The organism is Comamonas antarctica (assembly GCF_013363755.1).
GTDB lineage: Bacteria > Pseudomonadota > Gammaproteobacteria > Burkholderiales > Burkholderiaceae_C > Comamonas > Comamonas antarctica.
Genome location: NZ_CP054840.1, coordinates 4,100,082 through 4,114,547 on the forward strand (window position 1 = coordinate 4,100,082; position 14,466 = coordinate 4,114,547).

General features: G+C 67.6%; 7 protein-coding genes. 4 read left to right on the forward strand and 3 right to left on the reverse strand.

The window, feature by feature from the left end:
• Positions 1–188: 188 nt before the first annotated feature.
• From HUK68_RS19075 to HUK68_RS19090, 4 genes are all read left to right on the forward strand, one after another.
• Complete coding sequence (locus HUK68_RS19075) at positions 189–7,790, forward strand: type I polyketide synthase (protein WP_175505629.1); 7,602 nt, start codon at positions 189–191, stop codon at positions 7,788–7,790.
• A complete protein-coding gene (locus HUK68_RS19080; protein ID WP_175505630.1) occupies positions 7,790–9,139 on the forward strand; it encodes an aminotransferase class I/II-fold pyridoxal phosphate-dependent enzyme in 1,350 nt (449 codons plus the stop codon). The genes HUK68_RS19075 and HUK68_RS19080 overlap by 1 nt, the downstream gene beginning before the upstream one ends.
• Positions 9,140–9,145: 6 nt before the next feature.
• Entirely contained in the window at positions 9,146–9,985 is an 840-nt protein-coding gene (locus HUK68_RS19085) for a 2-oxo acid dehydrogenase subunit E2 (protein WP_175505631.1), read from the forward strand.
• A 114-nt stretch (positions 9,986–10,099) separates the two neighbouring features.
• Complete coding sequence (locus tag HUK68_RS19090) at positions 10,100–10,783, forward strand: TerC family protein (protein WP_175505632.1); 684 nt, start codon at positions 10,100–10,102, stop codon at positions 10,781–10,783.
• Between the two features lie 183 nt (positions 10,784–10,966).
• Here the strand turns inward: HUK68_RS19090 and HUK68_RS19095 are convergent, their stop codons facing one another.
• From HUK68_RS19095 to HUK68_RS19105, 3 genes are read right to left on the reverse strand one after another with little or no spacing between them, the layout of a single operon-like run.
• Entirely contained in the window at positions 10,967–12,490 is a 1,524-nt protein-coding gene (locus HUK68_RS19095) for an LTA synthase family protein (protein ID WP_244146211.1), read from the reverse strand.
• Complete coding sequence (locus tag HUK68_RS19100) at positions 12,483–13,253, reverse strand: SDR family NAD(P)-dependent oxidoreductase (protein ID WP_175505633.1); 771 nt, start codon at positions 13,251–13,253, stop codon at positions 12,483–12,485. The genes HUK68_RS19095 and HUK68_RS19100 overlap by 8 nt, the downstream gene beginning before the upstream one ends.
• A complete protein-coding gene (locus HUK68_RS19105; protein WP_244146212.1) occupies positions 13,244–14,464 on the reverse strand; it encodes a capsule polysaccharide biogenesis protein in 1,221 nt (406 codons plus the stop codon). The genes HUK68_RS19100 and HUK68_RS19105 overlap by 10 nt, the downstream gene beginning before the upstream one ends.
• Between the last annotated feature and the right edge of the window lie 2 nt (positions 14,465–14,466).

Below are 14,466 nucleotides of genomic sequence, written 5' to 3' on the forward strand. Positions count from 1 at the left end.
CCCGCCAGCCCCTGCCTGCGCCAAGCGGGTCGCGGGATCTGCCTGCGCCATGGCTTGACGCAAGGCCGCGCGGGCATGCGGGTCGTTGACAACATACCCTAAAATTCCCCACGCAACGGGCAGATCTGCCGGCAGCAGAAATCGATGAATTCAAGTGCCAGTCTATACCACTGGGCCGATAGGAAATAATGAAAAAGCGCGTCGCAATCATAGGTCTATCCTTTAGATTCCCCAGTACCAATACCGACCAATACTGGACAGACCTGCTCGACGGGCGTGATCTGGTGACCGAGGTCGAATCCTCGCGATGGGCCAAGGACGGTTTTCTTCACCCCGACAAGAACCATCCCGGCAGCAGCTACACGTTTGCCGCCGGTTCGGTCGGTGATGTTTCCCTGTTCGATGCCGGTTTCTTCGGCATCTCGCCGCGCGAAGCCGCGCTGATGGACCCGCAGCAGCGCCTGCTGCTCGAAATGAGCTGGGAAGCGCTTGAAAACGCGGGCATCAAGCCGTCGACGCTGCGCGGCAGCCAGTGCGGCGTGTTCATCGGCATTGCCAGCGCCGACTATGCCTACCGCCTGTCGGAAGACCTGTCCGCCATCGACTCCTCGGTGGCCACGGGCAATACCGCGAGCATTGCCGCCAACCGCATTTCCTATGTGCTCGACCTGCAGGGCCCGAGCATGGCCATCGACACCGCCTGTTCCTCGTCGATGGTGGCCTTCCACCAGGCCTGCCGTTCCATCGTGACGGGTGAAACCACCCAGGCGCTGGCCGGCGGGGTCAGCCTGCATCTGCATCCCTACGGCTTCATCACCTTCTCCAAGGCCACGATGCTGTCCAAGCGCGGCCGCTGCAACGTGTTCGATGCCGCGGGCGACGGCTACGTACGCTCCGAAGGCGGCGGCATGTTCGTGCTCAAGGACTATGACCAGGCGGTGGCCGATGGCGACCAGATCCTGGCCGTCGTCGCCAACACCGCGGTCAATACCGACGGCCGCAAGACCGGCCTTACGGTGCCCAGCCCCAAGGTGCAGTCGGCGTTGCTGCAGCGGGCCTACAGCCAGGCCGGCATCGACCCGGCGGAAATCGACTATGTCGAGGCGCACGGCACCGGCACGGCGGTGGGCGATCCGATCGAGGCGCGCGCCATTGGCGATGCGCTGGGCAAGCGCCGTCCCAAGGACAAGCCGCTGCTGATCGGCTCGGTCAAGAGCAACATGGGCCACCTGGAGGCCGCTTCGGGCATTGCGGGGCTGGTCAAGGCCCTGCATTGCATCCAGCATCGCGTGGTACCGGCCACGATCGGCATCAAGACGCTGAACCCTAAGATCGAGTTCGACGACTGGAACATCGAGGTTGCCACCGAAGCGCGCGCGCTCAAGCCCACGGGCAAGCTGATTGTCGGCATCAACTCGTTTGGCTTTGGCGGCGCCAATGCCCACGTCATTCTGGAAAGCCATGAACCGGCACCCGTGCCGGCGCACGAGATTCCGGTCGGCGCGCCGGCGCCGTTCATCGTGTCGGGCAAGGACACGGCGGCGCTGAAGGCTGCGGCACGCGAATTTGCCGACTTCGTGCAGGAACAACCGGCAACGGCGCTCTACGACATTGCATACAACGCGGCTTTCCGCCGCGAGCGCCATGATCACTGCGCCGTGGTCGAAGGCGCGAGCGCCGTTGCCGTGGCACAGGCGCTGCGCGACTTCGCCGACGATGCATCGACCTCCACGCAGGTGGAATCGGGCACGGCGCTGGCCAAGGCCCAGGGTCCGGTGTTCATCTACTCGGGCAATGGCTCGCAGTGGGCCGGAATGGGCAAGCGCCTGCTCGAGGAGTCGCCCGTATTCAAGGCGGCAATTCAGCAGGTCGATGCAATCTTCCGCCGCCATTCGCCCGACTCGCTGGAAGCCGAACTCGCGGGCCGCAATGGCGACGGCCGCTATGAATTCACCGAAGTCGCGCAGCCGGCGCTGTTTGCGCTGCAGGTCGGCGTGACGCAGATGTTGCGCCACCGCGGTGTGGCACCCGTGGCCGTGGCCGGCCACAGCGTGGGCGAGGTCGCTGCGGCCTGGGCTTCGGGCGCATTGAGCCTGGAAGACGCGGTCGAAGTGATCTTCCAGCGCAGCCGCCTGCAGGGCACGACCAAGGGCAAGGGCGAGATGACCGCCGTGGGCCTGGGCCATGCGGCCGCCGAGGCCGTGCTGGCAGAACTGGCGCTGGCGCCGGGCGTGGTCATTGCCGGCATGAACAGCTCGCGCGGCGTGACCGTTGCCGGCGACCCGGCCTTGCTGACCCAGCTCGAAGCGGTGCTGACCCAGCGCGGCGTGTTCAACCGCCGGCTGGCGCTGGACTACGCCTTCCACAGTCCGGCAATGGACGAGATCGAAGCCGGAGTGCGTGCCACGCTGGCGGGCTTGAAGCCCGGCGCCACGCGCGTGCCGTTCTACTCCACCGTGAGCGGCGCGCTGCTCGACGGCACGGCGCTCGATGCCGAGTACTGGTGGCACAACATCCGCCAGCCGGTGCTGTTCGAGCAGGCCATGCAGCAGATTCTCGCCACCGGTGCGAACGTGTTCATCGAGGTCGGCCCGCATGCCGTGCTGCGCAGCTACATCAACGACTGCCTCAAGGACCAGTCGGCCGAGGGCCGGGTCATTGCCACGCTGGCGCGCGGCGACGATTCCGCCCAGCGCGTCTGGGGCGCAAGCGCCCAGGCACTGATCAGCGGCGTCGACATCGACTGGCAGCAGCTGTTCCCCACCGTCGGCAACTTCGTGCAGCTGCCGTACTACCCGTGGCAGCGCGAGCGCCACTGGCATCCGGTCACGGCGCAGTCGCTGGGATTGCTCGACCGGCACAAGGTCCATCCGCTGCTGGGCTACGCGCTGCAGCAGCAGGTGCTGACCTGGGAGAACCAGCTCGACACCCGGCGCATCCCGATGCTGGCCGACCACGTGGTGGGCGACACCATCATCTTCCCCGGCACCGGCTTTGGCGAACTTGCGCTGGCCGCGGCGCTGCTGTGGCAGCCGGGCACGCTGGCCGAGGTCGAAGAGCTCGAGATCCGCGCGCCGCTGCTGCTGAGCGAGAGCAGCGCCAAGATCGTGCGCGTGGCCATCGATCCCCAGGACGGCAGCCTGACGGTGAAGGGCCGCGAGGTCGGCAGCACCGACCCATGGACGCTGCACACCGTCGGCCGCATCCTGCGCGAACCCCGCGACGGCCTGCTGCGCCAGGATGCGCCGGTGCTGCCCACGCGCCAGCCCGACTTCAGCGGCGCCAGCCACGCGGCGCTGACCGAAGCCGCGGGCCTGGGCTATGGCCCGGCGTTCCAGTGCATCGACTTCGGCTGGGTCGATGGCGGCTCGGCCCTGGCGGTGCTGAAGATGCCGCAAAGCATCGAGGCCGAACTGGCGCAGACCCATCTGCATCCCGCTGTGCTGGACTGCACCTTCCAGCTGATCATCCAGCTGCTCAAGGACGACATGGGCGTGCATGAGGGCGTGACCTTCATCCCCACCAAGATGGGCCGCATCAGCTTCCGCGCCAGCCAGGCCCAGCCGGGCTTCGCGCGCGTCACGCTGCTGCGCCGCACGGCGCATTCGCTGAGCGCCGAATTCACCGTGTTCGACACCGAAGGCGTGCCGATCGCCACCGTCAAGGAAGCGCGCTTTCGCAGCATCCGTCTGAGCAAGAACGCGGCCGACCGGCTGCGCTTCCTCGACTACCACGGCATTCCGCAGCCGCACCCGCTGGCCGCCGCCGCGGCCCCGGCCATTGCATTTGAAAGCGTGCATGCCGCGCTGGCCGAACTGGCCCGGCGCTCGGCGCTCACCGGCTCGCTGCGCCGCTATTGCGAGGAGGTCGACCCTCTGCTCGACAGCTTGTGCAGCCGCTATACCCGCGAGGCCCTGCAGCGCCTGTCGGCCGACGGCCGCACGCTGCCGCAGCAGCAAGTGCTGGCGCTGCAATCCGCCCATCCCGAGATCGCGCCGTTCCTCGCGCATCTGCTGCTGCTGGCCGGCGACGACCAGGCCGTGGTGCAGACCGACGCCGGCTGGGAGCTGGTGCCGGGCGATGAGGACCAGGCTTCGGCCGAAGACATCTGGAACAGCCTCGTTGCGGACTATCCCGACTACTTCCAGATCGTGCATTCGGTCGGCCGCATCGGCATGCACCTGTCCGAGCTGCTCGACGGCAGCGTGACGCTGGACAAGGTCTGCCCGCGCGAGACCTCGCTGGTCACGCTGCTGCGCCAGGCACTGGGCGCGCGCAGCAAGCAGCGCATCGGCCACACGCTGCAGGAGCTGATTGCGCAGGGCCTGCGCGAGCTGCCCGAAGGCCAGCGCCTGCGCATCGTCGAAGTCAGCGAAGGCGCGCCCTCGTTTGCGCTGGATGCCTGCCTGGGCCTCGATGCAGACCGCGCCGACTATGCGTTTGCCACGACCTCCTCGGCCACGCTCGAGGAAGTCGCGCGGCTGCAGGAGCAGTTCCCGCACATCGATGCGCGCCTGATCGGCGGCGCGGCGGGCGCGGCGCCCGTGTCCGGCTGCCAGCTGGCCATCGTCACGCTGGACTTCGGCACCGTGGCCGAGGCCGTGGCCGCGCTGGAATATGCGCGTTCGTGCCTGGCGCCCGGCGGCTCGCTGATCGTTGCCGGCCAGCATGGCGCGCGCTGGGTCGACTTCGTGTTCGGCGCGCAGCGCCAGCACTGGTCGCTGCTGGAAAACGGCAGCTGGATGTCCAGCCAGCGCACGCTGCAGTTCTGGCAGCAGCAGCTCCAGCAGCTGGGCTTTGCCGGCACCGACCTGTTCGAGCTGTCGCCCGACACCTTGTCCGGCCCCTATCTGCTGCTGGCGCAGCAAGCCAAGCCCGCGCAGCAGCCGGCAGCAAGCACCAAGCGCGCGCCGCGCAGCTGGATCCTGCTGGCCGATGAGAAGGGCGTTTCGGCGCAATTGTCCGACCAGCTGGTCAAGCAGCTGCAGGCGCGCGGCGACATGGTCGTGCAGGCCGGCCCGGGCGACACCGCGGCCATTGAAACCCTGCTGCGCACCACCACCGCCAGCTACGGCAAGCTGGACGGCATCGTGCACCTGGCCGGCATTGCCAGCCCGGCGACCGAAGCCGAGGCGGTGCTGGAGCAGCAGGTCGCGCGCTGCGCGCTGGCTGCGGCCATCGTCCAGGCCTGCGAGGCCACGTCGACCAACACCACCTGCTGGCTCGTGACCCAGGCGGGCGCCAGCGACATGCTGCCCCATGCCACGGCCACGCCGGTGCAGGATGCGGCGCTGTGGGGCTTCGGCCGCACGCTGATCAACGAAGCCTCGGACTGCGCCGTGCGCCTGGTCGACATCGAGAGCACCCAGGCGCTGGACAGCGTCGTCGCCGCGCTGGCCCAGGAGCTCGAGCAGCCCGACGCCGAGCAGGAAGTGATTCTGACGCGCGCCGGTGCGCGCTATGTGCCGCGCCTGCGCCTCGAGGAGCGCCCGCAGGTGCGCCAGGAGATCGATTCGCCGACCATCCGCCTGGCCTTCCAGTACCCGGGCCAGCTGCGCAACCTGCGCTGGGAAGCGCACCCGCGCGCCGTGCTGGGCCAGGGCGAGATCGAGGTCGACGTGCGCGCCACGGGCCTCAACTTCCGCGACGTGATGTATGCGCTGGGCCTGCTGTCCGACGAAGCCATCGAGAACGGTTTCGCGGGCCCGACCCTGGGCCTGGAGTTCTCGGGCGTGGTGACTGCCGTGGCCGACCCGGACTGCGGCTATGCGCCCGGCGACCTGGTCGTGGGCTTCGGCCCGTCGAGCTTCGGCAACCGCGTGGTCACCCAGGCCAGCGCGATCTCGCTGATCCCGCCCGAAATCTCGCTCGAGGCCGCGGCCACGATTCCCAGCACCTTCTTCACCGTCTACTACGCGCTGCACCACCTCGCGCGCCTGCAGCCCGGCGAGAAGGTGCTGATCCACGGCGCGGCCGGCGGCGTGGGCATTGCCGCGATCCAGCTGGCCAAGTGGATAGGCGCCGAGATCTACGTCACGGCCGGCTCGGACGAGAAGCGCGACTTCCTGCGCCAGCAGGGCATCGACCACATCTACGACTCGCGCAGCCTGGCGTTTGCCGACGACATCCTGGCCGCGACCGGCGGCAAGGGCGTGGACGTGGTGCTGAACTCGCTCGCGGGCGAGGCCATCAACCGCAACTTCCGCGTGCTCAAGCCCTTCGGCCGCTTCCTCGAACTGGGCAAGCGCGACTTCTACGAGAACACCAAGATCGGCCTGCGCCCGTTCCGCAACAACATCAGCTACTTCGGCATCGATGCCGACCAGCTGATGCAGTCGCGCCCCGAGCTCACGCGCAGCCTGTTCGCGGAAATGATGACGTTGTTCACCGAAGGCGTGCTGCACCCGCTGCCCTACCATGTGTTCGACGCCAACGACATCGTCGAGGCGTTCCGCTACATGCAGCAGGCGCGCCAGATCGGCAAGATCGTCGTCACCTACAACAACGCCATCGGCCAGATCCACACGCCCGCGCCCACGGCCGCCAAGCCACTGGAAATCGCGGCCGACGGCAGCTACCTGGTGACCGGCGGCCTGGGCGGCTTCGGCCTGCGCACGGCCGAATGGCTCGCCAGCAAGGGTGCGCGCCACCTGCTGCTGATCAGCCGCAGCGGCCCGAGCGCCGACGCCGCGAAGCAGGCGATTGCACGCCTGGAGCAGCAAGGCGTCACGGTGCATGCCGCGGCCTGCGACATCACCGACCGCCAGGCGCTCGCGGCGCTGCTGGCCGAAACCGCCAAGACCATGCCGCCGCTGAAGGGCATCGTGCATGCGGCGACGGTCATCAACGACGGTCTGATCCGCAACATGGATGCCGCGCAGATCCGCAGCGTGCTGGCTCCCAAGGCCATGGGCGCGCAGCACCTGCACGAGCTGACGCTGGAGACGGCGCTGGACTTCTTCGTGATGTTCTCCTCGGCCACCACGCTGTTCGGCAACCCGGGCCAGGGCAATTACGTGGCGGCCAATGCCTGCCTCGAAGCACTGGCCAAGTACCGCCGCGCCAACAGCCTGGCCGCGACCTGCGTGCGCTGGGGCGCGATCGACGACGTCGGTTTCCTCGCGCGCAACGAGAAGATCAAGGACGCGCTGCAGGGCCGCATGGGCGGCTCGGCGCTGAACTCGACCATCGCGCTCGACGCGCTGGAAAGCCTGCTGACCACCGGCCAGTCGGGCCTGGGCATCATGGAACTGGACTGGAAGGCGCTCGCGCGTTTCCTGCCCAGCGCCGGCAGCCCCAAGTTCAGCGAACTGGCGCGCGATGCGATGGACAACGACGGCGACGAGGAGGATTCGGGCGACATCCAGCGCGTGCTGGCCGAACTCTCCGATGCCGAGTTGCAGACCACGCTGACCGACATGATCAAGGCCGAGGTCGGCGAGATCCTGCGCGTGTCGCCCGACAAGATCGACCCGAATCGCTCGATCTACGACATGGGCCTGGACTCGCTGATGGGCGTCGAGCTGGTGGTGGCGCTGGAAGGCCGTTTCGGCATTCAGCTGTCGGTCATGGCACTGAGCCAGAGCCCGACCATCACCAAGCTGGCCGAACGCATCGGCCTGCAGCTCAAGGGCAGCGACGAGGCAGGCGCCGCGCCGGCCGAAAGCCAGGTGCTGGCGCAGACCAGGCAATTGATGGCGCAGCATGGCTCCGACGTCTCGGCGGAGTCCGTTGCCAGCCTGGCGCAGGACATTGAATCTCAAGGCACGGCCGCAAGGATGATCCACTAATGACACGCAAGGGACTCCCGGGCCTGACCGCCCAGATCAAGGACAAGCTGATCCAGCAGGCGCTCGAGCGCCGGCTGCGCCATGCCGAGCAGGGCAGCCAGGTGGCCGCGCCCGCGCCGGCAGCGGCTGGCGAGGTGCAGGTGGCCGAGCAGCATTACAGCTTCCGCCTGCATCCCGGCTACCAGCAGATCCGCATCATCAACGACGGCGCCGCACGGCTGGGCATCGGCAGCCCGTTCTTCAAGCTGCATGACGGCACGGCCGGTGCGGTGACGCAGATCGCGGGCCGCGAATACGTCAACTATTCGAGCTACAACTACCTGGGCATGTCGGGCAACGCCGAAGTGGCGGGCGCGGCCAAGGCCGCCATCGACCAGTACGGCACGTCGGTGTCGGCCAGCCGGCTGGTGTCGGGCGAGCGTCCCATCCACCGCCAGCTCGAGCAGGCCATCGCCAAGGCCTACGGTGTCGATGACGCCATTGCCATGGTCAGCGGGCACGCGGCCAACGTCACCACCATCGGCCACCTGTTCGGTCCCAAGGACCTGGTGCTGCATGACGAGCTGATCCACAACAGCGTGGTGCAGGGCATCCTGCTGTCGGGCGCGCGCCGCCTGCCGTTTCCGCACAACGACTGGGCCGCGCTCGACGCGATCCTGACCGAGCAGCGCGGCCAGTTCGAGCGCGTGCTGGTGGTGCTCGAAGGCATCTACAGCATGGACGGCGACTACCCCGACCTGCCGCGCTTCGTCGAGATCAAGCGCCGGCACAAGGTGTTCCTGATGGTCGACGAGGCGCACTCGTTCGGCGTCATGGGCAAGACCGGCCTGGGCATACGCGAGCACTTCGGCCTGTCCGGGGGCGACGTCGATATCTGGATGGGCACGTTGAGCAAGGCGCTGGCGGGCTGCGGCGGCTACATTGCCGGCGAAACCGCGCTGATCGAGCACCTGAAGTTCCTCGCGCCGGGCTTTCTCTACAGCGTTGGCATGCCGCCGCCCGTGGCCGCGGCCTCGCTGGCCGCATTGCAGCTGATGTTCGCGCAACCCGAGCGCGTGAGCGCATTGCAGCAGCGCGGCCAGTTCTTCCTGGAGCAGGCGCGCGCCGGCGGCATCGACACCGGCACCAGCACCGGCCTGGCGGTCATTCCCGCCATCATCGGCAGCTCGGTCAAGGCCGCGCGCCTGTCGGCGGCGCTGTTCGAGCGCGGCATCAACGTCCAGCCCATCCTCTACCCCGCGGTGCCCGAGAAATCGGCGCGGCTGCGTTTCTTCGTGTCCTGCGAACACAGCGAGGCGCAGATCCGCGCCACCGTCGACGCGCTGGTCGAAGAATCCCGCCGTCTCTGAGCGCGCATGGCAAGAGGCGTGCTGGAGGTCGCCGCGCAGCTGCTGGCGCTGCTGCGCCAGCCGCGGCCGCCCAGCACGCAGCAGCCGTATCCGCGGCTGCGCAATTTCATCCTCGATGTGATGGCCGAGGGCCGGCGCAAGAACACCATCAACCTGCTGTTCGAAGCCGAGGTCGCGCCCATGCGCCGGCACCTGGCGGCGCATGCCGGGCGCGTGTCGCTGACCAGCTACATCGCGCGCTCGCTGGCCTGCGCGGTCAACGAGAACCGCGCCATGCATGCCTACCGGCATGGCAAGAGCCGGCTCACGCTGTTTGAAGACATCGACCTGGCCTTCATGGTCGAGCGCGACATCGGCGGCGCATCGATGCCGGTGAACTACATCGTGCGCGCCGCGCAGCGCAAGCCCGCGGCCGCGATCCATGCCGAGCTGCAGGCGGCAAAGCAGGCGCCGCTGGGGCAGGGCGGGCCGATGCCGGCCATCGAGAAGTTCTTTTTCGAACTGCCGCGGCCGCTGCGGCGCATCGTCTGGTTCTTCATCCGGCGCGACCCGGCCATGTTCAAGGACCTGGTCGGCACGGTGGGCATCACCTCGATGGGCATGCATGCGCAGGGCGCGGCGCTGATCCTGCCGATCACGCCAATGACGCTGACGCTGTCGATCGGCGCGATCAGCCGCCGACTGGTGCTCGAAGACGGCCAGCCCGTGGAGCGCGAATTCATCCAGCTGAACCTGGGCGCCGACCACGACATCATCGATGGCGCGCCGCTGATGCGCTTTTCCACCCGCTTCAAGGCCATGCTGGAAGCCGGCTGCGCACTCGAGCCGCTGACCCTTGGCAATTAGTGGTTACGCAGTATTACGAACAGGCAAGCTTGGATTTCAGGCCTACACTGCCACCACTCAAAAAAGACAGCGCCGCGCATGCGGCGTTTTCGCATTCATAACAGTGGAGTAACAATGGAGTTTCTGAATACCGCCGATTTTTGGATCGGCCTGGTGAAGATCGTCTGGATCAACATCATTCTTTCTGGCGACAACGCCGTCGTCATCGCCCTCGCAGCCCGTTCGCTGCCTCCTGAACAGCAGAAGAAAGCCATCATGTTCGGCTCCGGCGCGGCCGTGGTGCTGCGCATCGTGCTCACGGTGGTGGCCGCCAAGCTGCTCGAGCTGTCCTTCCTGCAGATCATCGGCGGCGTGCTGCTGCTGTGGATCGGCTACCAGCTGCTGTCCGGCGGCGATGAGGAAGAGGGCCATGGCAAGGGCAACGGCTCGATGTTCGCGGCCATCCGCACCATCCTGATTGCCGATCTGGTGATGAGCCTGGACAACGTGATTGCCGTCGCCGCCACGGCGCAGGGCAACATGGTCCTGCTGATCCTCGGCCTGGCAATCAGCATTCCGCTGGTGATCTTCGGCTCGACGCTGATGATCAAGCTGATGGAACGCTTCCCCGTCATCATCACGCTGGGTGCGGCGCTGATCGGCTGGGTCGGCGGCGAAACCGTCGTCAACGACAACCTGCTGCATGGCTACACCATGGCCCATCCCTGGCTGCACTATGTCGCCGCCGCCGCCGGCGCCGTGCTGGTCGTCGGCCTGGGCAAGCTGTCCCAGGCGCGCGCCGCCAAGGCCCAGGCCTGATACGACGCGTCAACGCCAGGGTGTGAGTCTCTGGCCGTTGGAATGAAAAACGCACTGCCTTGGCAGTGCGTTTTTTGTTTGTGAGGACAGGACATTCATGCTTCGACGTGACCGCTCACCACGAACGCAAACAACCGTTCGTCCTGAGCCCGTCGAAGAATGAACGTCCTGCCCTCCAAGATCTTAGCGGCGCAGCCCCATCGCCGCCAACACCACATCCCCCAGCTCCTCGACCCGCAGCTCCACCTTTTCCCCTGCACCCGGAACCCCATTGCGCCACACGAAGTAATCCGTTTTCCCATCCGGCTCCTGCATCGCCTTGTACACCTGCGGCAGGATGGGCACATGGTCGCCATACCAGCACAGCCAGCCGGGCGTGGCCATGGATTGCAGCTGGTCGCGCAGCATCGCGGCCATGCGGTCGGCGTTGCGCAGGTGGCGCAGGTAGATCGTCAGATCGCCGCAGCCCGCGGGTGGCGCCTGCGCATACAGCTGTTCCACATCCTGCGCCTGCGGCTTCTCCAGGTGCAGCGGGCCATGGTTCTCCATGGTGATCACGAACACGAAAAGCGGCTGGCTCGACGCCTGCCGCAGCAGGGCGCAGACCTTCTCGGCCAGGGCCACGTCGCCGATGTAAGGCCCGGTCTTCTCCACATCGCGGAAGCTCTCGATATCGATGAATTCATCGAAACCGAGTTGCGGGTAGACCAGGTGGCGCGTGTAGAAACTCGCGTGGTACGGGTGCACGCAGACCGTGCGGTAGCCGAGCTGGCGCAGCTGGCCGGCAATCGTCGGCACGCCCTGGCGCGCCAGCTTGCGGTAGGGATTGAAGCGGTGCACGCCCAGCGCCGCGGCGCTCAGCCCGGAGAGAAACGCAAACTCGGTGCGTACGGTGTTCGCGCCCCAGGCCGCGACCTCGACCTGGCTCTGGCACACCGCCGATGCCTGCAGCGCATCGAAAGTCTGCAGCACTTCGGGGCGGATGCCGGCATACAGCCGCCGCGCATCGAAAAACGACTCGCTCTGCACCACCACCAGATTCGGCAGCGGGGTGCCCTCGGCAGGCGCTGCCATGTCGGCCTGCGCCGCGGGCAGCGGGTGGTGCCGGCGCTCTTCCTGCGCATAGCGCCACAGGCTGGCCAGCAGGCCCAGCTGGCGCAGGTCCTCCTGCGGCACGAAGCCCACGGGCAGATGCTGGCGGCTGCCCCACCACAGCAGCGCGCCCGCGCCCAGCGCCAGCGCCGCCACCATGCCGAAGAACGCCGCCAGCGGCATGGAAGCGCTGAGCGCCGGCTCGAAATGCAGGCCGCCATAGAAGGCCGCGCCAAAGCCCGCGACGGCCAGCGCCGCGCGCGCCTTGCCCAGGAAGGGCAGGTACAGGCGCGGGTGCTTCAGCGCATCGAGGAAGTATTCGAAGTCCTGGTAGATGAAAGGCTCGCGCAGCGAGTGGAACTTGGCGTTGTTGACCAGCACCACGAACAGCTGGAACGCCAGCACGATGGCCATCGCAAACCACGGCCGGTGGAACACCGCCAGCTCGAAGCAAAACAGCAGCAGCCACAGCGCGACATGGAGGGCGCTGGCCGCCGCCGGTCGCCGCCAGCAGGGCAGGGGCCGGGGCTGCACCGCGGGCTCCAGCGCAAACGACAGCAGCAGGCCCAGGCCCACGGGCCAGGCCAGCGCGCTCCAGGGCATGGCTTCAGCCACGGTAGCCGATCAGCCGCAGGATGCGTTCCGAGATCGCTGGCGGCAGCACCGACAGCCACCAGGTGCCGAAGTTCAGCGGAAACGGGAAGCTGATGCGCGGCCGGTTGCGCTCGAGCCCGCGCCGGATGCAGCGCACGGCCTTGTCGGCGGGCCAAAGAAACGGCTTGGGGCCGGGCATGTCGTGGCACATCTGCGACTCCACATACCCCGGCATCACCACGTTCACGCGCACGCCCTCGGGCGCGAGCCAGCCGCGCAAGGCCTCGCCATAGACCTTGACCGCGGCCTTGCTGGCGCAGTAGCTGGGCGTCACCGGCAGGCCGAAATACGCGGCCAGCGAACTGATCAGCGCGATCTGCCCGGCGCCGCGCGCGCGCATCGAGGGCAGCACGCCATCGACGGTCGCCATGGCCGCCAGCAGATTCACGTCGATCAGCGCCTCGATATCTTCCCAGCGCTCGCCCGCGCCATCGGGGCCGATGTTGGTGTTCACTCCGGCGTTGACGATCAGCAGATCGACCTGCTCCTGCGAACACACTTCGCGCAGCCAGGCGGCCAGCGCCGGGCGGTCGCGCACATCGAGCACCTGGGTCAGCACGCGCGCGCCGCGCGCCTGCGCAAAAGCCGCCTGCTCGGCCAGCCGCGGCGCATTGCGGCCCTGCAGGATCAGCGTGTTGCCGGGTTCGGCATACGACTCCACCAGCGCGCCGCCAATGCCCCCAGTGGCGCCGGTGATCAATACAGTGCGTGGCGTCATAGCCATTCCTCCAGGGGTGAGCGCTCGGCGGCCAGCAGCCGGCGGCTGCCCGCCACGGCCAATGCAATGCCGTCGCGGCAATAGAAGCCACCGTTGACCTGCGTCGTGTGGATCACGGTGTTGCGGAAATGCGTGAACAGCGCCGCGTCGGGCGGCGTGCCGTTGCGCCAGAAATCGTCCAGCGTGCCCTGGAAGGTGAGCCCGGGCAGGTGGTAGATCGGGTTGCTCAGCGCCAGCGTCGGGCAGTTCAGGCCCAGCGAACTCGCGCCCACGGTGCTGTTCACCGTGACCGTACCGCGCGCATGCGAGAGCAGGGCGTCGAGATTGCCGGTTTCGATGTAATCCACGCGGCCCGCCACATCGTAGTGCGCGGCCAGGCGGCGGATGGTGCGCGCATGCTGGTCGAGCCCGATGTCCAGCGGGTGGTTCTTGATGACCAGCCGGCTTTGTGCCGGCGCGTGGCGCGCAAACGAGGCCAGCACATACTCGATCACCTCGGCCATGTCGTTGAACATCGAATGCTCGCGGATCTGCGCATCGCTGCCCAGCTGCAGCGGCAGCACGTAGAACGGCGTGGCGTCGCGCAGCAGGCCCTGGATCAACGCGTCGTCGCGCGGCGCGTGGTAGCGCAGCATCGGCAGGCGGCGCGCATAGCCTGCGTATTCCGTGGCGGCGCTGACCGGCGCATGGGTGCGGTAGCGCGGAAACGCCACGGGGTTCCAGAAGCCCGCCGAGTGGTAGGCGATGTCATGCATGGCGCGGATGCGAAACGGCGAGACGAACGGCTGCACGGGCGCCGGCGCGGGCAGTCGGCGGCCCACATCGGCAAACCAGTTCGGATCGCGCGGCAGCAGCGAGTGCGTGTTGACGCCGTCGCGCTCGAGCGTGACCCAGTGCGGGCGGAAGTAGCCTTCCTCGAACACATGGGTGCGAATGCCCAGGGCCTGGCCATGCGCCACGGCGGGGCGGTGCACCGGCCGGCAGTCGCCAAACAGCACCTGGTCAGTAATGCCCAGCGTGCGGTACTTCTGGTCGAGAAAATCCTGCAGGTCGGCCAGCCGGCCGCGGTAGTTCGATGCCGAACGCCCGCCCCAGTAGAGCCAGTCGCCGGCATTGAAATTGATCTTGTGGACCTGGTGGCCGTCGGCCTTCAGACCATCGGCCAGGCGCAGGAAAAAGGGCGAACACACGCCCTGCAGCAACAGAAAAGAACGCACCC